This is a genomic window from Pseudoxanthomonas sacheonensis, from assembly GCF_010093305.1.
Classification (GTDB): domain Bacteria; phylum Pseudomonadota; class Gammaproteobacteria; order Xanthomonadales; family Xanthomonadaceae; genus Pseudoxanthomonas_A; species Pseudoxanthomonas_A sacheonensis.
In genome coordinates this window covers 48,298-70,271 of the sequence record NZ_PDWS01000020.1, presented here as the reverse complement: position 1 = coordinate 70,271, position 21,974 = coordinate 48,298, and the positions used below count along the sequence as shown (strand labels likewise).

21 protein-coding genes and 1 tRNA gene are annotated in these 21,974 nt (G+C 64.6%); 11 read left to right on the top strand and 11 right to left on the bottom strand.

All coding sequences use genetic code 11. From position 1 onward, the window contains the following. The first annotated feature begins 70 nt into the window (after positions 1-70). Positions 71-3,145, top strand: a complete 3,075-nt coding sequence (locus tag CSC73_RS15635) for a TonB-dependent receptor (RefSeq protein ID WP_163842112.1) — start codon at positions 71-73, stop codon at positions 3,143-3,145. A gap of 96 nt (positions 3,146-3,241) precedes the next feature. Here CSC73_RS15635 and ychF read toward each other — a convergent pair whose 3' ends face one another. The 8 genes from ychF to CSC73_RS15595 all read right to left on the bottom strand — a co-directional run bounded on the left by ychF (position 3,242) and on the right by CSC73_RS15595 (position 10,275). After that, positions 3,242-4,333: a redox-regulated ATPase YchF gene (gene ychF, locus CSC73_RS15630; RefSeq protein WP_163842109.1), complete on the bottom strand. Its 1,092-nt coding sequence runs from the start codon at positions 4,331-4,333 to the stop codon at positions 3,242-3,244. Between the two features lie 78 nt (positions 4,334-4,411). Next, on the bottom strand, positions 4,412-4,993 hold the full coding sequence (pth, locus tag CSC73_RS15625; RefSeq protein WP_163842106.1) for an aminoacyl-tRNA hydrolase: 582 nt from the start codon (positions 4,991-4,993) through the stop codon (positions 4,412-4,414). A gap of 101 nt (positions 4,994-5,094) precedes the next feature. After that, positions 5,095-5,754, bottom strand: a complete 660-nt coding sequence (locus CSC73_RS15620) for a 50S ribosomal protein L25/general stress protein Ctc (RefSeq protein ID WP_163842103.1) — start codon at positions 5,752-5,754, stop codon at positions 5,095-5,097. 163 nt (positions 5,755-5,917) lie between these two features. Continuing rightward, positions 5,918-6,877, bottom strand: a complete 960-nt coding sequence (locus CSC73_RS15615) for a ribose-phosphate diphosphokinase (protein ID WP_163842098.1) — start codon at positions 6,875-6,877, stop codon at positions 5,918-5,920. 101 nt (positions 6,878-6,978) lie between these two features. Then, a tRNA-Gln gene (locus tag CSC73_RS15610) sits at positions 6,979-7,056 on the bottom strand. A 14-nt stretch (positions 7,057-7,070) separates the two neighbouring features. Then, positions 7,071-7,943, bottom strand: coding sequence for a 4-(cytidine 5'-diphospho)-2-C-methyl-D-erythritol kinase (ispE, locus tag CSC73_RS15605; RefSeq protein WP_163842095.1), 873 nt, complete (start codon positions 7,941-7,943; stop codon positions 7,071-7,073). Continuing rightward, positions 7,940-8,596, bottom strand: coding sequence for a lipoprotein insertase outer membrane protein LolB (gene lolB, locus CSC73_RS15600; protein ID WP_163842092.1), 657 nt, complete (start codon positions 8,594-8,596; stop codon positions 7,940-7,942). Before lolB ends, ispE begins: the two co-directional genes overlap by 4 nt. Beyond that, positions 8,593-10,275 (bottom strand): tetratricopeptide repeat protein, encoded by a 1,683-nt coding sequence (locus tag CSC73_RS15595; protein WP_163842090.1) that lies wholly within the window; start codon positions 10,273-10,275, stop codon positions 8,593-8,595. The genes lolB and CSC73_RS15595 overlap by 4 nt, the downstream gene beginning before the upstream one ends. Before the next feature lie 67 nt (positions 10,276-10,342). Between CSC73_RS15595 and hemA the strand changes: the two genes are divergently transcribed. The 7 genes from hemA (at position 10,343) to CSC73_RS18605 (ending at position 17,741) form a co-directional block, all read left to right on the top strand. Beyond that, a complete protein-coding gene (hemA, locus tag CSC73_RS15590) occupies positions 10,343-11,623 on the top strand; it encodes a glutamyl-tRNA reductase (protein ID WP_163842087.1) in 1,281 nt (426 codons plus the stop codon). Continuing rightward, positions 11,601-12,686, top strand: a complete 1,086-nt coding sequence (prfA, locus tag CSC73_RS15585; RefSeq protein ID WP_163842084.1) for a peptide chain release factor 1 — start codon at positions 11,601-11,603, stop codon at positions 12,684-12,686. The genes hemA and prfA overlap by 23 nt, the downstream gene beginning before the upstream one ends. 70 nt (positions 12,687-12,756) lie before the next feature. Then, complete coding sequence (locus CSC73_RS15580) at positions 12,757-13,209, top strand: GNAT family N-acetyltransferase (RefSeq protein ID WP_163842082.1); 453 nt, start codon at positions 12,757-12,759, stop codon at positions 13,207-13,209. A 265-nt stretch (positions 13,210-13,474) separates the two neighbouring features. Continuing rightward, positions 13,475-13,993, top strand: a complete 519-nt coding sequence (moaB, locus tag CSC73_RS15575; RefSeq protein ID WP_163842080.1) for a molybdenum cofactor biosynthesis protein B — start codon at positions 13,475-13,477, stop codon at positions 13,991-13,993. 4 nt (positions 13,994-13,997) lie between these two features. Next, complete coding sequence (locus CSC73_RS15570) at positions 13,998-14,345, top strand: hypothetical protein (RefSeq protein ID WP_163842078.1); 348 nt, start codon at positions 13,998-14,000, stop codon at positions 14,343-14,345. Continuing rightward, the gene (gene ppk2, locus CSC73_RS15565) at positions 14,342-15,124 is read left to right on the top strand and encodes a polyphosphate kinase 2 (protein ID WP_163842075.1); all 783 of its coding nucleotides are present in this window, start codon (positions 14,342-14,344) and stop codon (positions 15,122-15,124) included. The genes CSC73_RS15570 and ppk2 overlap by 4 nt, the downstream gene beginning before the upstream one ends. Positions 15,125-15,680: 556 nt before the next feature. Next, complete coding sequence (locus tag CSC73_RS18605) at positions 15,681-17,741, top strand: glycosyl hydrolase family 18 protein (RefSeq protein WP_425502335.1); 2,061 nt, start codon at positions 15,681-15,683, stop codon at positions 17,739-17,741. A 332-nt stretch (positions 17,742-18,073) separates the two neighbouring features. On the opposite strand, the gene CSC73_RS15555 is transcribed toward CSC73_RS18605, so the two are convergent. The 3 genes from CSC73_RS15555 to CSC73_RS15545 are packed head-to-tail and all read right to left on the bottom strand — an operon-like array spanning position 18,074 to position 20,223. Continuing rightward, positions 18,074-18,340: an acylphosphatase gene (locus CSC73_RS15555; protein WP_163842072.1), complete on the bottom strand. Its 267-nt coding sequence runs from the start codon at positions 18,338-18,340 to the stop codon at positions 18,074-18,076. A gap of 4 nt (positions 18,341-18,344) precedes the next feature. Then, positions 18,345-18,917 (bottom strand): TlpA family protein disulfide reductase, encoded by a 573-nt coding sequence (locus CSC73_RS15550; RefSeq protein WP_163842068.1) that lies wholly within the window; start codon positions 18,915-18,917, stop codon positions 18,345-18,347. 25 nt (positions 18,918-18,942) lie between these two features. Beyond that, a complete protein-coding gene (locus CSC73_RS15545; protein WP_163842065.1) occupies positions 18,943-20,223 on the bottom strand; it encodes a YihY family inner membrane protein in 1,281 nt (426 codons plus the stop codon). A 76-nt stretch (positions 20,224-20,299) separates the two neighbouring features. Here CSC73_RS15545 and wrbA point away from each other — a divergent pair, with 76 nt between their 5' ends. From wrbA to CSC73_RS15530, 3 genes are read left to right on the top strand one after another with little or no spacing between them, the layout of a single operon-like run. Then, on the top strand, positions 20,300-20,899 hold the full coding sequence (gene wrbA, locus CSC73_RS15540; protein ID WP_163842062.1) for an NAD(P)H:quinone oxidoreductase: 600 nt from the start codon (positions 20,300-20,302) through the stop codon (positions 20,897-20,899). Beyond that, entirely contained in the window at positions 20,896-21,243 is a 348-nt protein-coding gene (locus tag CSC73_RS15535) for a DUF2069 domain-containing protein (protein WP_163842059.1), read from the top strand. The genes wrbA and CSC73_RS15535 overlap by 4 nt, the downstream gene beginning before the upstream one ends. Beyond that, positions 21,240-21,974, top strand: coding sequence for a hypothetical protein (locus CSC73_RS15530; RefSeq protein ID WP_163842056.1), 735 nt, complete (start codon positions 21,240-21,242; stop codon positions 21,972-21,974). The genes CSC73_RS15535 and CSC73_RS15530 overlap by 4 nt, the downstream gene beginning before the upstream one ends.

Sequence of the window (21,974 nt, the reverse complement as noted above, 5' to 3'; positions counted from 1 at the left end):
GCGGGATTTCTCGGGTTCGTTCGTCCATGTTAGGCCGTGGGCGCAGTCCCGTGCGCCAATGGGGAAACCAATGCTTCGTCCGTTACGTGTCCTGCTGTTGAGCCTGGCTTGTTCTGCCGCCCTTACCGCCCGTGCGCAAACCCCGGCATCGGCGCCGATCAACATTCCGCCGGGCGAACTGGTTTCCGCTCTCGACGCCCTGGCCCGACAGTCGGGCGCGCAATTCGTCTATCGCGCCGAGCAATTGCAGGGACTGCGCACGCCCGGTGTGCAGGGCGCGCGGACACCGCAGGAAGCGGTGGATCGGTTGCTGCGGGGTAGCCAGTTCGTGGCGCAGCGCGATGCCTCCGGTGCCATGGTCATCGTCAAGCGCACGGCGCCGGCGAAGCCCAGAGTCGCCAGGCAGGTCTCCATGGCGCAGCAAGCGCCGGCCGCGCCCGAAGAGGCGGTGCAGGAACTCGAAACCATCCAGGTCACCGGCTCGCGCATTCCGCGCGCGCAGCTGGAAGGCCCCGCGCCGATCACGCTGATCACCGCCGAGCAGATCCAGTCCGCCGGCCTCACCTCCGTCCCGGATCTGTTGCGCTCGCTGAGCCAGAACAGCGGCAGCGTCTATGGCCAGCAGAACACCACCAACGCGCAATCCACGCCGGGCGCCCAAGCGGTCGATCTGCGCGGCCTGGGGCCCAACCACACGCTGGTGCTCATCAACGGTCGGCGCATCGCCGACTTTCCGCTGCCGCTGAACAGCCGCAGCAACTTCACCGATATCGGCAACATCCCCCTGGGGATGATCGACCGTGTCGAAGTGCTGACCGGCAGCGCCTCGGCCGTTTACGGCTCCGACGCCATGGCCGGCGTGATCAACTTCATCCTCAAGAAATCCACCGACGGCACCATCATCGACTACCGCTATGGCGATACCGAGCGCGGTGGCGGCGAATCGCACCGTTTGTCGCTGACTACCGGCTTCGAACGGGACAACTTCAGCGGCATCGTCGGCCTGGAATTGCTCAACAAGCGCCCGCTGTGGGGCACCGACCGCAGCATCCAGGACTCCACCCTCGACGCGCCCACCTCGCGTCGACGCCTACCCCGGCTCATCGCCCAGCTCTACGACTGGGACGACGACGTCAATATCGCGCCGGCCGACGATTGCGCGGCGTTGTCGGGGCTGAACGAAGGCACCACAGTGCTGGCGGAAGACAGATTCGGCGAACCCTACTGCGGCAGCGATCGCGCCATTGCGTACCGCACGATCCAGAACGAGCGCAAGGGCGCCAATCTCTACGGTTCGTTCGAATACCGCTTTTCCGACTCCCTGTCCTGGTTCGCCGATGTCCAGCTCGGGCGTCAGACGGTCAAGCTGCTCACCGGCACCAACGGCAACGACGTGACCAGCGACCACATGGCCTGGGAATTCCACGATCCCAACTCCACCGACAACAACGACAAGATCTTCTACAACGCCAACACCGGCCATTACGAAATCTGGTCGCGGCAGTTCGCGCCCGAAGAGGTGGGCGGACTGGAAAACCGCATGAACGAGACCGTGCAGAAGACGCTGGCGGTGACCACCGGCTTCAACGGCAAGTTCGGCGAGGACTGGAGCTGGGAAGCCTCCTACAACCATTCCCAGTACAAGGCCGACGTGAAGATGCCGCGCATCAGGGCCGATGTCGCCAACCGCTTCTTCCTGGGCGAACAGCAAGGCTACGACGCCGACGGCTATGCGATCTTCAGCCCGGATCCGGCACGCCTGTTCACGCCGCTGACGCCGGCGGAATTCGCCACCTTCGGCGTGATGTCCGTCTGGCACCCCGAAGCCAAGAACGACAATCTCAGCTTCACCTTCGACACTCCCGCTTTGTTCTCCATGCCGGCCGGCGACGTCGGTTTCGCCGGCGCGATCGAGTACGGCGAGCAGTCCTATCGCATCAACCCCGACCCGCTCGCCCTGACCGCCGATGCCTACTACGGTCCCCGCTACGGCGATGGCCATGGCAGCCGCGACCGCTGGGGCGCCGCGGCCGAGTTTCGCGTGCCACTGCTGAGCTCGTTGCAAGCCAGCCTCGCCGGTCGCTACGACCAGTACAGCTACGGCAACAAGGATCCGGGCAAGTTCACCTACAGCCTGGGCCTTGAGTGGCGTCCGCTGGATACGCTGCTGCTGCGCGGTTCCTACGGCACCGGCTTCCGCGCGCCGGACATGCACTACCTGTTCGCAGGCGACGATTTCTACCGCACGGTCTCGACCGATTACTACCAGTGCCGCACCGACGAACCGGGCATGAGCGACGGCGACTGTTACGACGACGGCAGTTGGGACACCAACACCTTCGACGTCTACGCCGGCAACATGGAGCTGGACGTGGAAACCAGCAAGTCGTTCACGGCGGGCTTCGTGTGGTCGCCGAGCGCCAATTTCGACCTGGCGGTGGATTACTACAAGATCAGCGTGTCCAACCAGGTACAGGCCCAGAGCAGGGAGCAGCTGCGCATCGACGAAGCCAATTGCCGGCTGGGCGTCACCAACGACGGCGATCCGGTCGACATAACTTCGCCGACCTGCGTCGATGCGCTCGCCCGCGTCATCCGCGACGAGGATGGCACCATCACCAGCGTCCACTTCGCCCCCATCAACATCGCCAACGAAGAAACGTCGGGCATCGACGTGACCGCCAACTATCGCCTGCAGACCGCCAATGCCGGCAAGTTCAACTTCAACGCCAACTACAACTGGGCCTACAAGCACACCCGCCAGCAATACCCCGGCGATCCGACCGAGGACATGCTGGACGTCAGCTTCGCCGCCACCACTCTTCCGCGGGCCAAGGGCAATCTAGGCGTCAGCTGGGACCGGAATGCCTGGGGCGCCAGTCTGTTCGGCACCTACGTCGGCCGTGTCGCCAACTACGACAACGATGCGTGGACGCAGGCCACCTGGCGTTTCAATGCCGGCGCCCGCTACGACATCACCGATCACCTGCGCGTGTCGCTGACCGTCAACAACCTGCTGGACAAGATGCCGCCAAGGGACGCGACCTGGGCGAACTACCCGTACTACGACACCTCCTGGTTCGATTCCATGGGGCGCAGCTACTACATGCAGATCACCTGGAAGCTGGGGGGCGAGGCGCTGTAAAAAAAAACGCGTCGTTTCGACAAAACGAAAAACCCGCCTTCCGGCGGGTTTTTCTCTTGCCGAGTCCGGACACGCCGGATGGAAAAGGGAACCCAGTCAGACGTTGAAGCGGAAATGCAGCACGTCGCCTTCCTGCACGCGGTATTCCTTGCCTTCCAGGCGCAGGCGCCCGGCTTCCTTCGATCCCGCTTCGCCCTTGTACTTGATGAAGTCGTCGAAGGAGATGGTTTCGGCGCGGATGAAGCCCTTCTCGAAATCGGTGTGGATCACGCCCGCGGCCTGCGGCGCGGTGGAGCCGGCCTTGACCGTCCACGCGCGCACTTCCTTCACCCCGGCGGTGAAATAGGTCTGCAGGCCCAGCAGCTTGTACGCGGCGCGGATCACGCGGTTCAGGCCCGGCTCTTCCAGGCCCATGTCGGCCAGGAACGAATCGCGGTCGCCGTCGTCCATCTGCGAGAGTTCTTCTTCGATCGCGGCCGACACCGGCACCACTTCGGCGCCTTCGGCGACGGCGCGCTGGCGCACGGCGTCCAGGTGCGGATTGTTCTCGAAACCATCCTCGGTGACGTTGGCGATGTACAGCACCGGCTTCAGCGTCAGCAGGAACAGATCGCGCACCAGTCCCTTCTCTTCCTCGTCCAGGCCTACGCTGCGGCCGGACTTGCCGTCGCTCAGCGCGGCCAGCAACTTGGCCAGCACCGGCTTGCGCGCGGCTGCGTCCTTGTCGCCGCCCTTGGCAGCGCGCTCGGCGCGGTTCAAGGCCTTCTCCACGCTGTCCAGGTCGGCCAGCGCCAGCTCGGTGTCGATGGTGTCGATATCCGACAGCGGATCGACCTTGTTGTTGACGTGGATGACGTCGTCGTTCTCGAAGCAGCGCACCACGTGGGTGATCGCATCGACTTCGCGGATATGGGCCAGGAACTTGTTGCCCAAACCTTCGCCGCTGGCCGCGCCGGCGACCAGACCGGCGATGTCGACGAACTCCACCGCGGTCGGCAGCACTCTCTGCGGCTTCACGATCTCGGCCAGCTGGTTCAGGCGCAGATCCGGCACCGGCACCACGCCCACGTTCGGTTCGATGGTGCAGAACGGAAAGTTGGCCGCAGCGATGCCCGCCTTGGTCAGCGCATTGAAGAGAGTCGATTTGCCGACGTTAGGCAGACCGACGATGCCGCATTTGATGCCCATGGGTGGATCCGGGATTTGTGATTCGGGATTCGGGATTCGGAAAAGCGTCTGCTCTACCAAATCCCGAATCCCCAATCCCTAATCTCGGCTTGTGTGCAACCTCGTCATCGCATCCATGAAATTACCGGCTACCGCCAGCGGCAGCACGTCGATCGCCTCGTCGATGGCGCGGCCGATCAGCATTTCGTCGTCCTTGCCCGGCTTTCCCAACACCCAACCGGTCACCTTGTCCTTGTGGCCGGGATGGCCGATGCCGATGCGCAGGCGGTGGAACTTGCCATGGCCCAGCAGCTGCATGGTGTCGCGCAGGCCGTTCTGTCCGCCGTGGCCGCCGTCGAACTTCAGGCGCGCGGTGCCCGGCGCCAGATCCAACTCGTCGTGCGCGAGCAGCGCTTCTTCCGGGGCTATCTTCCAGTAACGCAATGCGGCGGTCACCGACTTGCCGCTGAGGTTCATGTAGGTGGAAGGCTTCAACAGCCAGATCGGTTCGCCGCCGATATGGATCTTGGCGGTTTCGCCGAACAACTTGCTTTCCAGGCCGAAGCGCACGCCTTCTTTTTCGGCGAGCGTGTCGACAAAACGGAACCCGGCGTTATGCCGGGTTCGCGCGTGTTCGGGACCGGGGTTGCCCAGCCCGACGATGAGACGGAGTCCTGCCATAAGTTGTCGTTCCGAACGCAGTGAGGAACCTGCCGGTCCTTTTGCCAAGGCGCCAGCAGATCCCTCGCCTGCGGCTCGGGATGACCGTCGCTATGCGACGGTCACTTCTTCGGCTCTTCCTTCTTGGCGACCTTGGCGGCAGGCACTTCGGCGGCGGCCGCATCGGCCTCTTCCGCTTCTTCCTGGCCGTACTTGGCGATCACCACGGCCACGTCGTGTTCCTTGCCCAGCTTCAGCTCGGGGATTTCGACGCCGCTCGGCAGCTTCAGGTCGGACAAGTGGATCACGGTGCCGACTTCCAATGCGGACAGGTCGATCTCGATGAACTCCGGCAGGTCCTTCGGCAGGCAGCTGATTTCCACTTCGTTCAATTCGTGGGTGACCACGACTTCGGCGGCCTTGCCGGCCGGCGACTTCTCTTCGTTGAGGAAATGCAGCGGCACCGAAACGCGCAGCGCTTCGTTCTCGTTCACGCGCTGGAAGTCCAGGTGCATGATCTGCTGCTTGAACGGATGGCGTTGCATGTCGCGCAGCAGGACCTTCTGCACGTCGCCGGCCAGGCTCAGGTCCAGGATGGAGGCGTAGAACCAGTCGTTCTGGCTGGCGAGCCAGACGTCGTTGTGGTTCAGCTGGATGCTGACCGGCTTGAGTTCGCCACCGTAAACGATGGCCGGCACGGCACCGGCGCGACGCAGGCGGCGGCTCGCACCCTTACCCTCGTCTTCGCGGCGCTGTACCTTGATTTCATGTGTGATTGCCATTTTCACTTACTCACTATCGTTGCGTTATGCCGCCTCGCGGCGGCTCTGGAGACTCTCCCGCGACCAGAAGAGCCCTTCGTTCCCGGGAATCGGGAATCGGGAATGGAGAATCGGAAAAGCGGTTGCTTCGACGATTCCCTATTCCCCATTCTCCATTCCCGCCTCAGTCCACGTAGAGCGAACTGACCGATTCGCCAAAAGCGATCCGGCGAATGGTTTCCGCCAGCAGCTCGGCCACGCTGAGCTGGCGGATCTTGCCGCAGGCGCGCGCGGCGGCCGACAGCGGAATGGTGTCGGTGACGACCAGCTCATCCAGCTGCGAGCCGTTGATGTTGTCCACCGCCGGCCCGGACAGCACCGGGTGCGTGCAGTACGCGGCCACCTTGAGCGCGCCCTGCGCCTTGAGCGCGGCAGCGGCGGCGCACAGGGTGCCGGCGGTATCCACGATGTCGTCCACCAGCACGCAGGTCTTGCCTTCCACGTCGCCGATGATGTTCATCACCGTGGACACGTTGGCGCGCGGACGGCGCTTGTCGATGATGGCCAGGTCGGCGTCGTCCAGGCGCTTGGCCACGGCCCGCGCACGCACCACGCCGCCGACGTCCGGCGACACCACGATCAGGTTTTCCGTGCCGTAGGCGCGCCAGATGTCGGCGAGCAGCAACGGCGACGCGTATACGTTGTCGACCGGGATATCGAAGAAACCCTGGATCTGGTCCGCATGCAGGTCCACGGTCAGCACCCGGTCCGCGTTGACGGCGGTGAACATCTTCGCCGCCACCTTGGCGGTGATCGGCACCCGCGACGAACGCAGGCGACGGTCCTGCCGCGAATAGCCGAAATACGGCACCACCGCGGTGACGCTGGCCGCCGATGCGCGCTTCAGCGCGTCGATCAGCACCAGCAGCTCCATCAGGTTTTCCGCGGTCGGCGCGCAGGTCGGCTGGATCACGAACACTTCCTGCCGGCGCACGTTCTCCTCGATCTCCACCTGCACTTCGCCGTCCGAGAAACGCGACACCATCGCCTTGCCCTGGCGTATGCCGAGCTCGCGGCAGATGCTGGTGGCCAACGGCTGGTTGGCGTTGCCGGAAAAGACAAGCAGGTTGCGTTCGTCTTGCATGTCGAAGTCCGGTTAAGGGGAATCGGGAATGGAGAATGGGGAATCGGAAAAGCGCTTGGCTTGAACGATTTCCTGTTCCCTATTCCCCATTCCCGAATTAGTGGCTGGGGCGGTAGGATTCGAACCTACGAAATGCCGGGATCAAAACCCGGTGCCTTAGGCCTCTTGGCGACGCCCCAGTGTTCAAAGCTGTCTAAAACGACTTCGCCAGGGAAACGTGCAACGGCGAGCGGTCCACGCCCGCCGCGATCCACGCGCGCAATCCTTCCGGCAATCCGGCAAGCGCCGCTTCGGCAGAAGCGCGATCACTGAATTCCACGAAACAACCGCTGCCGGACCCGGTGAGGCGTGGCGTGCCGATCCGCGAGAGCGTCGCGAACACGGCCTCTATGGCGGGTTCGCGACGACGCAGGACCGGCTCGAACGCATTGCCGAGCGAATTTCCCGAAACGAAGTCGGCTATTTTCGCGGGTGCAGCATTGCGCGTCAAATCAGGGGCTTGGAACAAGTCCCTGGTGGGCACATGAATCCCGGGGTCGGCCAGCACGTACCAGGCAGAAGGAAGCCGGATCGGGGTCAGTTCCTCGCCCACCCCTTCTGCCCAGGCATTCTCACCGCGCACGAAGACCGGAACGTCGGCGCCCAGTTGCAACCCAAGGGCGGCCAACCGATCCAGGCTCAAGTTCAGCCCCCACAGATGGTTCAGGCCAACCAGGACGGTGGCGGCATCGGAGGATCCCCCGCCGAAACCTCCGCCTGCAGGGATGCGCTTTTCGACGGAGATGTCCGCACCTTGGATGGTTTTAGCTTCCGATTGCAGCAATCTAGCGGCCCTCACCGCCAGATCGTCCGCCTCGGCGACGCCTTTAGCCGACTCGCCGTGCCGGACGACCACGCTATCGCCACGAACGCGCAGATGGAGGGTGTCGCCCCAGTCCAGCAGCCGGAATACGGTCTGAAGCCGGTGGTAGCCGTCCTGCCGGCGGCCGGTGATCTGCAGGAACAGGTTCAATTTGGCGGGCGCCGGCCATTCGGACCAGCCTTGTTCCACGGCGAACGGACTCATTGCGGGCTGAAATCCCAGCTGTCCACGATCAGCCGGACCGTCGCCCGGTCGCGCTGCGCCTCGATCCTGCGCGGCAGCTGCGGCTGCTGGTCCACGGCGTCGAACCACTCCCGGTAGTCGATGCGCCAGCCGGCTTGCTCGATCGTCTGCAAACGGCCCTCGGTGGAAAAGGCCTGGTTCTCGGTCGGCATGCCCTCAGCGGAGAGGCCCTGGGCCCAGCGCGCCAGCGCGTTGACCGGTATGTCCCAGCCGGTGGCTTCCAGCAGCAGGGCTTCGGCGTCCTCGCCCTCGCGCGGGCCGCCCTCCAGACCTTCCAGCCGCCCGGCTTCCGAATGCGTGTCGCCGGTCAGCCGCCAGCTCTGCCGGGTCACAGGAGCGCTCAGCGAAACCACATAACGAGGCCCGTCCTGCCGCCAGTCGATCCTGCCGCTGCCGCCCTTGCCAGCGTTGTTGATGGCCACGCGACCTTCGAAAGACCACTGCGGGTGCCCGTTCAGCCAGGCCGCGCGCTGGGCCTGGGCATTTTCGGCGGCTTGTATCTCCGCGGGTGCGGACAACGGCGGCGGCAGCGAGGCCTGCGGCGCCCGCGTCGCGCAGGCGGCCAGCAGCAGCGAGGACACGGCCACGGCAGTGAAACGCGCCAGGGAAATCATGCGCCGGTCTTCTCCAGCGCCCGCTGCAGCGAGCGGTTCTCGGCGTCCAGCTTGCGCGACTCCTCGAAGAACTTGCGCGCTTCCTCCTGTTTGCCGGTGAACCACAGCACCTCGGCTATGTGCGCCGCGATTTCCGCGTCCTTCTGCAGAGTGAAAGCGCGGCGCAGTTCGACCAGCGCCTCGTCATTGCGGCCCAGGCGGTAGAGCACCCAGCCGTAGCTGTCGATGATCGCGGCTTCGTCGGGTTCGGCGGCGCGCGCGCGGTCGATCAGCTCCAGCGCCTCCTGATAGCGCGTGGTGCGATCGGCCAGGGTATAGCCGAGCGCGTTGAGCGCGGCGACGTTCTCCGGATCGGTGACCAGGATCTTGCGCAGATCGGCTTCGGCGCGGTCGATTCGGTCGCGCCGCTCCCAGGCGAGGCCGCGCGCATACAGCAGCGCATTGTCGTCCGGATAGGCGGCGAGCCCACGCGCCAGCACGTCCAGTTCGCCCGCATCGTCATCGTCTTTTTGCTTCAATTCCGCTTCCAGCAGATAGGCGCCGCGCCGTGCCTCATCGTCGGCGCCGGCGTCGCTCTGCAGCGCGCGCGCGTCGGCGAAGGCTTCTTCCTTGCGGCCCAACTCGAACAAAGCGTTGGCGATACGCAGACGCGCTTCGGTACGCTGCGGACCGCCAGGCACGCTGCGGTACCACTCCAGCGCTTCCTGCGGGCGCTTGAGGAATTGCGCGATCTGGCCTATCAGCAAGCGGCGTTCGGGGTCCGGTTTGCTGGCGTCCTTGCGCAACTCGTCGTAAAGCACGGTCAGCGTCATGTTGTCTTCGGCCTTGGCCAGCAGCGAGGCGCGCAGACCGTAAGTCTGGTTGTCCTGCGGGCCGCGGGCCAAGGTGGCCGCCGCCTGCGCCGGGTCGCCCAGCGCGTCGTATTCCACGGCGATGGCCAGCCGCAGTTCCGGCGCCAGCACGGCGGCGTTCGACAATCCGGCCAGTATCTTGCGCGCCTGCTCGGTATCGCCGGCCTGGCGAAGCTGGCTGGCATGCAGCAAGGCGACGCGGGGCTCGCTCGGAAAGCGCTTCACCGCTTCGCCCACGATGCGCTCGGCCAGCTTCGGCTGTTCCAGCGATTGCGCCAATCCGCCGAATGCCAGCCATGCCTGCAGTTTCGCAGGGATGGCGCCGGTGTCGACCAAACCGTCCAGCAGCCGCGCCGACAAAGCCGGATCGCGGCCGCCGCTGCCCAGCACCGTCAGCGCATAGCGCCAGCCCATGTCGTCCTTGTCGCGCAGCAGCGCGTCCAGTTCGCGCTGGGCGCTGGGGGCATCGTTCTTGCGCAGGGCCAAGGCGGCCTCGGCGGCGCGCATGGCCAGCGACTGCGGCGCGCGCTGGCGCCAGAGCTTCAACGCCCGGGTCGCGCTGGCGTCGTCGTTGGCCAGCAGGGCGATCCGGGTGGCGCGCTCGGCCAGGCCGGCGTCGTCGTCGGCCTGGGCGGCCTGCAGATACCAGCGGGAAGCATCGGGCAGCTGGCCGGCCTGCAAGGCGAATTCGCCCGCCAGCACCGGGGTCAGCGCATCCGGAGACGGCTTCCCCGGCGGTGGTTTCCGGACTGCGGGGGCGGCCAGCAGAGGCGGCGCCAGCAACAGGAACAGCAATACGCCGACGGTGATACGAATCATTGCGGGCATGTAAGCGAGCCGGGCCGTAAAATGGCGACCTTCGAATGGCCAGAAGCTTAGCGCAAGCACCTGAACGATGACGTTGTGGGTACTCGGACTCAATCACCAGACCGCGCCGGTCGGCCTGCGCGAGCGCGTCGCGTTCGACGCGGCCGCCCTGCCTGCGGCCCTGTCTTCCCTGCGCGCGCTGCCCGACGTGTCCGAAGCCGCGGTCCTGTCCACCTGCAACCGCACCGAGCTGTACGCCATCGCCGACAATGACCGGACGCTCAGCGACTGGCTGACTACGCATGCCGAGGGCCTGGACGGCTATCTGTACCGGCACAGCGACGCGGACGCTGTGCGCCATCTGTTCCGGGTGGCAACCGGGCTGGATTCGATGGTCCTGGGCGAGCCGCAGATCCTGGGCCAGGTGAAGGAAGCCTGGGTGACCGCACGCGAGAATGGCGCGCTGGGCAACGTCCTGGACCGCCTGTTCCAGCAGACTTTCGCCGTGGCCAAGCGTGCGCGCACCGATACCCGCGTAGGCGCCAATCCGGTTTCGGTGGCCTCCACCGCGGTGAGGCTGGCGCAGAACTCGTTCGCGCGTCTGGACGAATCCACTGTGCTGCTGATCGGCGCCGGCGAAACCATCGAACTGGCCGCCCGCCACCTGAGCGAAGGCAAGGTGCGCCGACTGCTGATCGCCAACCGCACTCTCTCGCACGCGCAGGATCTGGCCACGCGCCATGGCGGCTATGCCCTGCCGCTCACGGAACTGGACAGGCATCTGGCCGAAGCCGACGTGGTGTTCTCCGCGACCGCCAGCCGCGAACCCATCCTCACGCATGCGCAAGTGGCCGCGGCGCTGGCCCGGCGCAAGCACAAGCCGATGCTGCTGTTCGACCTGGCGGTGCCGCGCGACATCCAGCCCGGCGTGGCCGAACTGGACGACGCCTACCTCTATACCGTCGATGACCTGGAGCGCGCGGTGGAAGACAACCGCCGCAGCCGCCGCGAGGCCGCCGAAGCCGCCGAGGCGATCATCGAACTGCAGGTCGCGCGTTACATCGAGAACCTGCACGCCAGTTCACGCCAGGAACCCCTCAAGCGCCTGCGCGCGCACGGCGACGCCGCGCGCGAAGACGTGCTGGCCAAGGCCCGCCAGCAACTGGCCAACGGCCGCGATGCCGAAGAAGTGCTCGACTTCCTGGCCCACACCCTGACCAATCGCCTGCTGCATCCGCCGACCGCCGCCCTGCGCGAGGCGGCCCTGTCCGGCGATGCTGATCTGGCGCACGCCGCGGACAAGCTGTTCCCGGCGCAGGCGCCCTATTCCCACCTCAAGAAAGAAAATGACGCCGACCCTGCGCCGTAAACTCGAAGCGCTGGCCGAACGCCGCGAAGAACTCGAACGACTGTTGTCCGACCCGGGCGTGGTCGCCGACAACGAGCGTTTCCGCAAATACTCGCGAGAGTTCTCGCAGCTGGAACCGGTAACCGTCGCGCTGGCAGAAGAAGCCAACGCCAAACGCGACCTCGCTGCGGCCGAAGCCCTGCGCAACGATCCGGAAATGCGCGAACTGGCCGAAGAGGAAATCACCGACGCGCAAGCGCGCCTGGTGCGGCTGGAAGACGAACTTTCCCTGCTGCTGGTGCCCAAGGATCCGCGCGACGACGCCGATCTGTTCCTGGAAGTGCGCGCGGGCACCGGCGGTGACGAAGCGGCGATCTTCGCCGGCGATCTGTTCCGCATGTACGCGCGCTATGCGGAACGCCAGGGCTGGAAAGTGGAAGTGGAATCCGAAAGTCCCGGCGAGCACGGCGGCTACAAGGAGATCGTGGCCAAGATCAGCGGGCGCGGAGCGTTCTCGCGTTTCAAGTTCGAATCCGGCACCCACCGCGTGCAGCGCGTGCCGGAAACCGAATCGCAAGGCCGCATCCATACTTCCGCGGCGACGGTAGCCATCATTCCCGACGACGACGCAGTGGAAGAGGTCGTGATCAATCCGGCCGACCTGAAGGTGGACACCTTCCGCTCTTCCGGCGCCGGCGGCCAGCACGTCAACAAGACCGAATCGGCGATCCGCATCACCCATATTCCCAGCGGCCTGGTGGTGGAGAACCAGACCGCGCGCTCGCAGCACGCCAACCGCGAACATGCGATGAAGCGGCTGAAGGCGCAGCTGCTGGAAGCCGAGCGCAGCAAGCAGGCCGCGGCCCAGGCCGAATCGCGCAAGCTGCAGGTCGGCAGCGGCGACCGCAGCCAGCGCATCCGCACCTACAATTTCCCGCAGGGACGCATCACCGATCATCGCGTGGAAGGCCTCACGCTGTACGATCTGCCCAACATCATCCAGGGCAACCTGGACGAATTGCTGGAACGCCTGAGCCGCGAACACCAGGCCGACGAACTGGCCCGCTTGACCGAGACCGCGTAAGTCGGGCCTACGCCCCCGACTCCAGGGACCGCTTGCGTCGGGGGCGTAGCCCCGACCTACTGGGGAATGCATGGGTATCGCGATTCGGCGCGCTACGGTGGACGATGCGGATGCGATCGCGCCATTGTTCGATCTCTACCGCACCTTCTACCAGCAACCCTCCGATCCGGCGCTGGCTCGCCGCTTCATAGGCGAACGCTTGCAACATGGGCAGTCGGTGATCCTGCGGGCCGAACTCGACGGCAAGTCGGTCGCGTTCACCCAGTTGTTTCCCTCATTCTCTTCCGTGCGCGCCGCGCGCTCCTGGATTCTCAACGACCTTTACGTGCATGCCTCGGCCCGTCGCAAGGGCATCGCCCGCGCGTTGCTGCAGGCAGCCGCCGATTTCGCCCGGGCCGACGGCGCGATCCGGCTGGAACTGGAAACCGACCCGGACAACCGCAGCGCCCAGTCGCTGTACCGGCACATGGGTTGGGAGCCTTACGAGGGCACGCTGCGTTTTCGGTTGCATCTGCAGGATTAGTTTCCGGCAAGCCGCCGACTCATATCCATATGCCCGACATGCCCGCGGTCACTCTGCAAACAAGGATGCAAACAAACCGTTCGTGGTGAGCCTGTCGAACCACGCTTTTGGAGCAGAAAGCGATTCCTTCCGAATCTTTATCTTGCGAAGAGCGTGGTTCGACAGGCTCACCACAAACGGTATCCGGGGTTTACCACGAGCGGCATCCCAGACTCGCCGCTGACGAATTACTGGTTCGCTGCCCTCATAGGTTAGGCTTCGCAACATGACCGCCAAACCCGACCTGATTCCCCTGCGACTCTGCGTGCTGACCGTTTCCGATTCACGCACCCTGGCCGACGACAAGTCGGGCGACTATCTGGTGGCTGCGCTCGAAGAAGAAGGCCACCGCCTGGCCGAACGCGCGCTGCTGCCTGACGACCGTTACCGGCTCCGCGCGCTGGTTTCGAAATGGATCGCCGACGACGGCGTGGACGGCGTGCTGGTCACCGGCGGCACCGGCTTCACCGGCCGCGACTCCACCCCCGAGGCGCTGCTGCCGCTGCTGGACAAGGAAATGCCGGGCTTCGGTGAACTGTTCCGCGCGATCAGCTTCGATGAAATCGGCACTTCGTCGTTGCAGTCGCGCGCGTTCGCGGGCCTGGCCAACGGCACGTTCGTGTTCTGTCTGCCTGGCTCGACTTCGGCCTGCAGAACCGCCTGGGAAAGGATCATCCGCGCACAGCTGGACGCACGCACCAAGCCCTGCAACCTGGCCACCCTGCGCCCCCGTTTGAAGGAGTGAACGCATGCCGCTCAACACGCTGCAACTGCTGGCCAAGGCCAGCGGCCTCACCGCTACCGACATCGCCACGGCGATTCCGCGTGCGGGCGTGGCCACGGTAAAAGCCTGGCTGAACGGCGACAAGCTTCCGGGCAAGGAGCAGATCAACGCCTTGGCGCGCACCTTCGGCGTGCCCGCCGGCGCGTTGCTGTCGGAACTGGCCAGCACCTTCGATCCGGCTCGGACCAAGGGCGAGCACGATCTTCTGGCGGCCTACCGCGCGCTCAACACCCGCCAACAGGGCGCATTGCTGGAAGTAGCCCGCACCATGGCCGACACCCACGCCGTCGGCCGCAGGAAAACGAGGAAATGAAAAAGCTCAAGCGCAAGGAATACGAGAAGCTGCTCGAGCCGTTGCAGCTTGAACTGGTGGACATGTCGCGCTGGCTGCAGCACTCCGGCAAACGCGTGGTGGTGGTGGTCGAAGGCCGCGACACCGCCGGCAAGGGCGGCGTCATCAATGCGATCTCCGAGCACCTCAATCCGCGCCAATGCCACGTCGTGGCGCTGGGCAAGCCCAGCGAGAGGGAAAACACGCAATGGTATTTCCAGCGGTATGTGCCGTATCTGCCTGCGGCGGGCGAGATTCTGTTGCTGGATCGCAGCTGGTACAACCGCGCCGGCGTCGAGAGGGTGATGGGTTTCTGCGATGACGGCCAGTACCGGGCTTTCCTGAAGCAGGCGCCGGTTTTCGAACAGCTCCTGGTCGACGACGGCATCCTGCTGTTCAAGTACTGGCTGACAGTGGACCAGTCCGAACAGGAGGAACGTTTCGCCGAACGCCGGGAGGATCCGCTCAAGCGTTGGAAGCTGTCGCCCATCGATGTCCAGGCGCAGGCGAAGTATGCGGACTACACCAAGGCGCGCGAAGCCATGTTGAAGGCCACGCACACCCGGCACGCCCCTTGGACGCTGGTCGATTTCAACGATCAGCGACGGGGACGGCTTACCCTGATCAGCGACCTGCTGCATCGGTTGCCGGACACGCAGGTGCCGGATGCGCAGCTGGATTTTCCGGCGTTGAAGAGCAAGCCGTTGAAGGAACGCTTCAGCGTGATCAAACCGATCGCAGCGTTCGACGCCGACGATTGACCGGCCACGCGTTCAGAAGTGACCGTGGGAGCGGCGTCCCGCCGCGAGCTCTTCGCCTCTTCCCAAGCTGTCCAGAAGCTCGCGGCGGGACGCCGCTCCCACGGTTGCCGGCCGTGGTTGTTTGCAGGCGTGAGCCCTGGTTTGGCTGAATGCGTCCTTGAGTTGCGCCAGGGTGGATTTCATCCAGTCAATTCGTGTCCTTTCACTGTCTGCAAGGGACAACACAAGGACAGATCGTGGCGCGTACGCAGCATCGATTCCGAATTGTGCGGACATGCACAGGAAGCACTGCATTTCTTAATGTGACGATGACTGCAATATCAGCATGCGGTGCCTTGACACCACTGACGTTGCCCACCAGTGTCGGACCCGCCCGACAGCGCCGCACACCGTATGCGGGCGCACCGTTCACGGGCTTGCGGCATCCAGCGACACTCTTGTGGTTCTTGCCTGAGGGAACAAACGCGCCGCAGCCGTATCGCCGCGCGCAAGCGAATCGCAGACGCCGTTGCGCGTCTGCGTCGATCCTCACCGTCAGGTATCTGGAGAACGCACCATGAGCACTAGAGTGATGAAAGCCCTGCTGTCCGGCTGTCTGCTGGCGGCCTGGATAGCGCCTGCACAGGCGCAGGCGCAAAGCGTCAGTTGCACGGGAGTGGCCGAATGGAACGCAGCCACCATCTACAACCCCGGCGACAAGCTGGTTTACCAGGGCAAGCTCTATCAAGCGCAGATCGCCATCTGGAACGCGCCGCCCACCCATTGCCCCAGTTGCGGTTGGTACCTGGATCTGGGTACATGCAGCACCGGCGGCACCAACCAATCGCCGACCGTCTCACTGACTTCCCCGGCCAACAACGCGACCTATACCGCAGGCGCTTCGATCACCGTTTCGGCCAATGCCGCCGATAGCGACGGCACTGTGGCGCAGGTGCAGTTCTTCCGCGGCACTACCTCGCTGGGCGTGGACACAAGCTCTCCGTACAGCGTCAGCTGGAGCAATGTTGCCGCTGGAAACTACGCGATCAAGGCCGTGGCCACCGACAACGCCGGCGCCACCGGTACGTCCGCGCTGGCCAATATCACGGTCAATCCGGTGACTTCGCCCGACACCACTGCGCCCAGCGTGCCTGCTGGCCTGGCTGCTCCGTCGGTGACCTCTTCAAGCGTCAACCTGACGTGGACCGCTTCGACCGACAACGCCGGCGGCAGCGGCGTGGCCGGATACGATGTTTACCGCAACGGCAGCCTGGTCGGGTCTTCCACCAGCCCGGGCTATACCGACAGCGGCCTGTCCGCGGCCACCGCCTACACCTATCGTGTTCGCGCGCGCGACAACGCAGGCAACGCTTCGGCGCAAAGCGCACAGATCAGCGCGACCACCAGCCCCGGCGGTGGCGGCGGCAACAAGCGCGTGCTGGGGTATTTCGTGCAATGGGGCATCTACGGGCGCAACTACCGGGTCAAGAACATCGACACCAGCGGTTCGGCGGCCAAGCTGACCCACATCAACTACGCCTTCGGCAACGTGCGCAACAACGTCTGCGAAGTCGGCCTGACCATTCCTTCCAACGAGTCCACCGGCGCGGGCGGCGATGCGTTCGCCGACTACACCAAGGCCTTCGGCGCGGCCGAAAGCGTCAGCGGCGTCGCCGATACCTGGGACCAGCCGCTGCGCGGCAACTGGAACCAGCTCAAGCAGCTCAAGGCCAAGTACCCCAACATCAAGGTGCTGATCTCGCTGGGCGGCTGGACCTGGTCGCGCGGGTTCGCAAGTGCGGCGCGTCCGGAGAATCGCGTGGCCTTCGTGACCTCCTGCGTCAATGCCTACATCCGCGGCAACCTGCCCGTCACCGATAACGCAGGCGGCACGGGTGCGGCAGCCGGTGTGTTCGACGGCATCGATATCGACTGGGAATACCCCAATGCCTGCGGCCTCTCCTGCGGCGGCGCCGAAGACCGCGCCAACTTCACCGCCTTGCTGGCCGAGTTCCGCCGCCAGCTCAACCTGGTGCGTCCCGGCCTGTTGCTGACCATCGCTTCGGGCGCTGGCGTCGACAAGATCGCAGCCACCGACCCCGGGCAATACGCGCAGCACCTGGATTTCATCAATGTGATGAGCTACGACTTCCACGGCACCTGGGAACCGAGGACCAACCATCATTCGGCGCTGTTCGCTTCGCCCAACGACCCTTCCACCGGCGATGTGAAGTTCTACAACAGCAACGATGCGATCGAGGCCTTCCTGGCCCGCGGCGTGCCCGCAAGCAAGTTGAACCTGGGCATCGGCTTCTACGGCCGCGGCTGGACCAATGTGCCCAACGTCAACAACGGCCTGTACCAGACCGGCAGCGCGGCGCCTGGCACCTACGAAGCGGGCAACGAGGACTACAAGGTGCTCAAGGACCGTCCGGGCACGATCTACACCGACGCCAATGCGCGCGCGACCTGGAAGTACGACGGCAACACCTTCTGGAGCTACGACACGCCGGCGATGGTCACCGAGAAGATGAACTATGTGAAAGCGCAGAACCTGGGCGGCGCTTTCTTCTGGGAATTCAGCGGCGACGATGCGCAGGGCACATTGGCCAAGACGGTAGGCAACGGATTGCAATAGTTCTGGTTAGGAACACGGAATAGGAACAGGGCGCCTAAAGAGCGCCCTGTTTTTTTGAGCAGTCGCAAAAATCCATCAGTCGCGTCCTTCTCCCGCTTGCGGGAGAAGGTGGCCGACAGGCCGGATGAGGGTGCGAGCGAAGCCGCCGTGTCGGTGTTGCCAGTGGTGCGTCTGGCGAGGGAGTCCAATCCCACACTCGTCGTGAGGTCGGATACCCAGTTAATTGGCTCCGATATGCCCTCACCCGCCTTCGGCACCCTCTCCCGCAAGCAGGAGAGGGGCTCCAACTGTGTTCCGCCCAGAAATCCAAACATTTTTGAAGCCATCGCCACTCAGGCGACGCGGAAACCCGGTGCCACCGGCCCTTCCCAGTCCTCTCGCACGACCTCCACAACATCCGCTGCAGGAGGGCCTTCGTGCAGCCAGCGCGACAGCGTTTCCAGCGACTCCTCATCGCCCGCGGCGATCACTTCCACCCGCCCGTCGACAAGGTTGCGCGCACTGCCGGACAGGCCCAGGCGCAACGCCTGCTGGCGAGTGGAGGCACGGAAGAAGACTCCCTGCACCTTGCCGCTCACCCAGAACCGCGACGCCGGCATGACATTACTTCGCAGCTTTGGGCGAACCGGCCGAAGCGGCTACTGTTTCTATTTCCTTGGCCGTTACCGGCCCCAGGAACTGCTTGGCCACCTTCCCGTCCGGCGCGATCAGGTAGGTCATGGGCAAGCCGCGCGGCGTGGCGAAATCCTTGGGCGGGTTGTAGACGTCGAGGATGGCGACGGGATAGACCACCGGGCGCGTCTTGAGGAAATCGCGCATGGCCTGCGGCTCTATCTCTTCGTAGGCCAGGCCCACGACTTCTATGTCTTCCCTTTGCTTGTCCAGCGCCGACAGCTCGGGCATTTCCTTGATGCAGGGCGCGCACCAGGTGGCCCAGAAGTTGACCACCACCCACTTGCCGCGATGCGCCGCAAGTTCGTAAGCGGACCCTTCCACCGTCTCGATTTTCAGCACCGGAACCTCTGCGGTCGCATGGCTGGAAGAAACGGCATCGGGCGCGGTGGCGTCCGGCACGACCGGCGGAGTCGCCGCAACCGGGGCCGCCTCTGCGTCGCGTTTGCACGCCGCCAGGGCGAACAGGAGAAGCGCGCCGCAAAGCATCGTCTTGGATTTCATGGTTCCGGATTCCATGGCCTGGATTTTACGCTCCGCTATCGCCTTCGTTCGCATAGAGATCGCTGACCCTGCGCTTCAACAGTACGCGCAGGGGAACGCGCAGTTCGTCCAGAGCGTTCCTGGCCGCGATACCCAACTGGTCGTCGTGGCAAGGCAGGCGCGCCTCGGCCACCGGAACGCGCAGCTGGCAGGCCTCGTACAGCTCGGCCAGGGTCATGTCGTCCAGATCGCGCGCCAGCAGCCACTCGCCCTGTTCGTCGCGACGCAGCAGATTGATGTCGCCCAACTGGCACAGAAGCTGCTGCGCCAGGGAATCGGTGAGGATGGGCTCCATCTCCAGTATCTGGTCGCTGTGCAGGCCCCGCCCCTCCGCGCGCGCTTCGTCGAAGCGCCCGAGCAGGCGGAGCAATGCGTAGAACTCGTATCCCAGCGGCAGCCGCATGGACGCCGGCTGATAGCGGAACGCCGATATGGCCGAGGCGAAAGAAGCGCCGAGCAGGATCGCGACCCAGCAAAGATATATCCATAGCAGCAGCAGGATGGGTGCGACGGCGACGGCTCCGTAGATCTTCTCGTAAGAATCGAAACTGCCCAGATAAATCCCTAACCCCCACTTAATCAGCTCCAACAGCAGTGTGGCCACCAGGCCACCGGCCAAGGCATAGCGGAGCTTAATGGTGCGATGGGGTACGACACGATAGATAGCCGTGATGGCACCGAGTTCGATCAATACCGGCGCCAGACTGACGCTCAAGGTCTGCAGTACATAGCCGGTAGTGGTGGCGAAGACAGGTAGTGCGAAGAAGCGAGCGGAAATCGCCAGAGAGGCGGCCGCCACCATTGCGCCCAGAGTGAGCACTGTCCAGTACACAAGGAAGCGCCCCAATCGGGGGCGCGAACTGCCCACACGCCAGATATGGTTGAAGGTGGTTTCCACGCTGTTCAAGGTGATCAACAGCGATATGACCAGAGCGATTACGCCAGTGACAGTCAGCTTTTTTGCGTTGGCCGAGTACTCCTCGATGTACCCTGACACCGAACTTGCGGCACTAGGTACGAAGTTGGAAAAAACATAGTCGGTGAGCTGCTTGCTCCATTCATCGAACACGGGAAATGCGGACAGCACTCCGAACACCACCATTGCCAGCGGCACCAGCGCAAAAATCGTGGTGTAGGCCAGCGCGGCGGCGGCCTGGAATAGGCGGTCGTCGAGGAAGCGCCGGGCCAGGAAGCGGGCGAAAGTGCCGGCCCGCGCGCGATCACGCATGCGTTCGCTCCAACGGTTCAACGAATCCAATGGTTCCATTGCCGGAAGGTTACCCGATGCGCGGAGCCGGCGACATCGCCGATACTAGGCGCCATTGCAACGATCGGGCGGGACCATGCCGGAAATCCTGGTGCTCTACTACAGCCGCGGCGGGTCGGTGGCGCGGCTGGCCAAGCAGGTCGCGCGCGGCGTCGGCGAAGTCGCCGGCATGGCCGCGCGCCTGCGCAGCGTGCCGCCGGTGGCCGCGGTGACGCAACAGGCCTCGCCGCCGGAACCGGAGGAAGGCGCCCCCTACGTGCAGGCGCGCGACCTGGCCGAATGCGCCGGACTGGTGCTGGGCAGCCCTACCCGGTTCGGCAACATGGCCGCTCCCCTCAAACATTTCATCGATGGCCTGGGCGCCGAATGGGCCAGCGGGACGCTGGTGGACAAACCTGCAGGGGTTTTCACCTCCACCGCTACCCAGCATGGCGGACAGGAATCGACGCTGCTTTCCATGCAGGTCCCGTTGTTGCACCACGGCTGCGTGATCGTCGGCATTCCTTACACGGAGCCGGCTCTGAGCACTACGCGCGGCGGCGGTACGCCTTACGGCGCCAGCCACGTGGCCGGCCTGGCGGACGACCCGCAATTGAGCGAGGAAGAAGCGATCCTGGCCCGTGCGCTGGGCCGGCGAGTGGCGGAGATCGCCAGGCGTCTGGGGCCGGCGGCATGAAGGCGTCGCGCGTGGTCCTGGCATTGTCGCTGTTCGCACTGTCGGTGCTGTTCTCTGTGTGGTTCCACGACAGCAAGCTGCGTGTGGCCGCGATGATCTTCTTCACCTTGCCGCCGCTGCTGTTGCTGGTCGGTGTGCTGCGCGGCAACGCCAAGGCCGTGTTCTGGGCCGGCGTACTGGGCCTGTTCTGGTTCAGCCATGGGGTGATGGAAGCCTATACCTTGCCTGCCGAGCGCGCCTATGCGCTTACCGAGGTCGTATTGGCGGTCATGATCATCATGGCCGGCAATTGGCCGGGCGTCAGCGCGCGGTTCGGCAAGAAGAAAACGGCAGGCGGCGCATGATCGCTTCTGCGCGCGTTCCCGCTGTTCTGGCGGTCCTTGCCCTGTTGATTTTCGCCCCGCAGGTCCGCGCCGACGAGAACTGCGAACCGGTCGCCGAACAGGTGGCTACCAACGCGGACCGATCGACGCTGTCGGTAGCCACGGTATGCGACAAAGAGGGAATCCGCAGCTACCTGATGCGCGCCCGAACCAGGGACGGCCGGACCGACCAGAAAACCGTGGAAGTGGAGACCGAGTACACGACCATGGGCAGCGCCAGCCTGGTCGATATCGACGGCGACGGCTATCACGAAGTCGAGGTGCGTGGCATGTGCGGCGCCGGGCCGAACTGCGAAGGCGAGCTTTACCGCATCGATCGCAGCACAGGGAAACTGGAACTTTTCTTCAGTGGCGGCTATTCCGAACTGTCGGTGATCGACGGCTATCTGGTCGAGGCCGGCCGCGCCAGTTGCTGTTCGTGGGAATACCATGCCTACCGCCTGCACGGGCGCACCGGCACGCTGGACTACGACGACATGGATTTCATGGTCGAAGTGGGCGCCGACCTCGACAGCGAAGAAGAAAATGCGCCGGCGCGCTGTACTTTCAGCCGCAGCATCGAGGGCGCGCGCCGAGTCATGCCTCCGCACAGCCGCGAATGGTTGCAGTTGTGCGAACTCTACGGCGACTACCGCCTCACCACACCCGAAGAAGCGAGCGCGGCCGGAACGGCCGGGAGCGCGCAGGAGTAA

Excerpts from the sequence above, each read along its gene's own strand:
- CSC73_RS15635 (WP_163842112.1), top strand. The coding sequence starts at position 71 with ATGCTTCGTCCGTTACGTGTCCTGCTGTTGAGCCTGGCTTGTTCTGCC.
- ychF (WP_163842109.1), bottom strand. The coding sequence starts at position 4,333 with ATGGGCATCAAATGCGGCATCGTCGGTCTGCCTAACGTCGGCAAATCG.
- pth (WP_163842106.1), bottom strand. The coding sequence starts at position 4,993 with ATGGCAGGACTCCGTCTCATCGTCGGGCTGGGCAACCCCGGTCCCGAA.
- CSC73_RS15620 (WP_163842103.1), bottom strand. The coding sequence starts at position 5,754 with ATGGCAATCACACATGAAATCAAGGTACAGCGCCGCGAAGACGAGGGT.
- CSC73_RS15615 (WP_163842098.1), bottom strand. The coding sequence starts at position 6,877 with ATGCAAGACGAACGCAACCTGCTTGTCTTTTCCGGCAACGCCAACCAG.
- ispE (WP_163842095.1), bottom strand. The coding sequence starts at position 7,943 with ATGAGTCCGTTCGCCGTGGAACAAGGCTGGTCCGAATGGCCGGCGCCC.
- lolB (WP_163842092.1), bottom strand. The coding sequence starts at position 8,596 with ATGATTTCCCTGGCGCGTTTCACTGCCGTGGCCGTGTCCTCGCTGCTG.
- CSC73_RS15595 (WP_163842090.1), bottom strand. The coding sequence starts at position 10,275 with ATGCCCGCAATGATTCGTATCACCGTCGGCGTATTGCTGTTCCTGTTG.
- hemA (WP_163842087.1), top strand. The coding sequence starts at position 10,343 with ATGACGTTGTGGGTACTCGGACTCAATCACCAGACCGCGCCGGTCGGC.
- prfA (WP_163842084.1), top strand. The coding sequence starts at position 11,601 with ATGACGCCGACCCTGCGCCGTAAACTCGAAGCGCTGGCCGAACGCCGC.
- CSC73_RS15580 (WP_163842082.1), top strand. The coding sequence starts at position 12,757 with ATGGGTATCGCGATTCGGCGCGCTACGGTGGACGATGCGGATGCGATC.
- moaB (WP_163842080.1), top strand. The coding sequence starts at position 13,475 with ATGACCGCCAAACCCGACCTGATTCCCCTGCGACTCTGCGTGCTGACC.
- CSC73_RS15570 (WP_163842078.1), top strand. The coding sequence starts at position 13,998 with ATGCCGCTCAACACGCTGCAACTGCTGGCCAAGGCCAGCGGCCTCACC.
- ppk2 (WP_163842075.1), top strand. The coding sequence starts at position 14,342 with ATGAAAAAGCTCAAGCGCAAGGAATACGAGAAGCTGCTCGAGCCGTTG.
- CSC73_RS18605 (WP_425502335.1), top strand. The coding sequence starts at position 15,681 with ATGAGCACTAGAGTGATGAAAGCCCTGCTGTCCGGCTGTCTGCTGGCG.
- CSC73_RS15555 (WP_163842072.1), bottom strand. The coding sequence starts at position 18,340 with ATGCCGGCGTCGCGGTTCTGGGTGAGCGGCAAGGTGCAGGGAGTCTTC.
- CSC73_RS15550 (WP_163842068.1), bottom strand. The coding sequence starts at position 18,917 with ATGAAATCCAAGACGATGCTTTGCGGCGCGCTTCTCCTGTTCGCCCTG.
- CSC73_RS15545 (WP_163842065.1), bottom strand. The coding sequence starts at position 20,223 with ATGGAACCATTGGATTCGTTGAACCGTTGGAGCGAACGCATGCGTGAT.
- wrbA (WP_163842062.1), top strand. The coding sequence starts at position 20,300 with ATGCCGGAAATCCTGGTGCTCTACTACAGCCGCGGCGGGTCGGTGGCG.
- CSC73_RS15535 (WP_163842059.1), top strand. The coding sequence starts at position 20,896 with ATGAAGGCGTCGCGCGTGGTCCTGGCATTGTCGCTGTTCGCACTGTCG.
- CSC73_RS15530 (WP_163842056.1), top strand. The coding sequence starts at position 21,240 with ATGATCGCTTCTGCGCGCGTTCCCGCTGTTCTGGCGGTCCTTGCCCTG.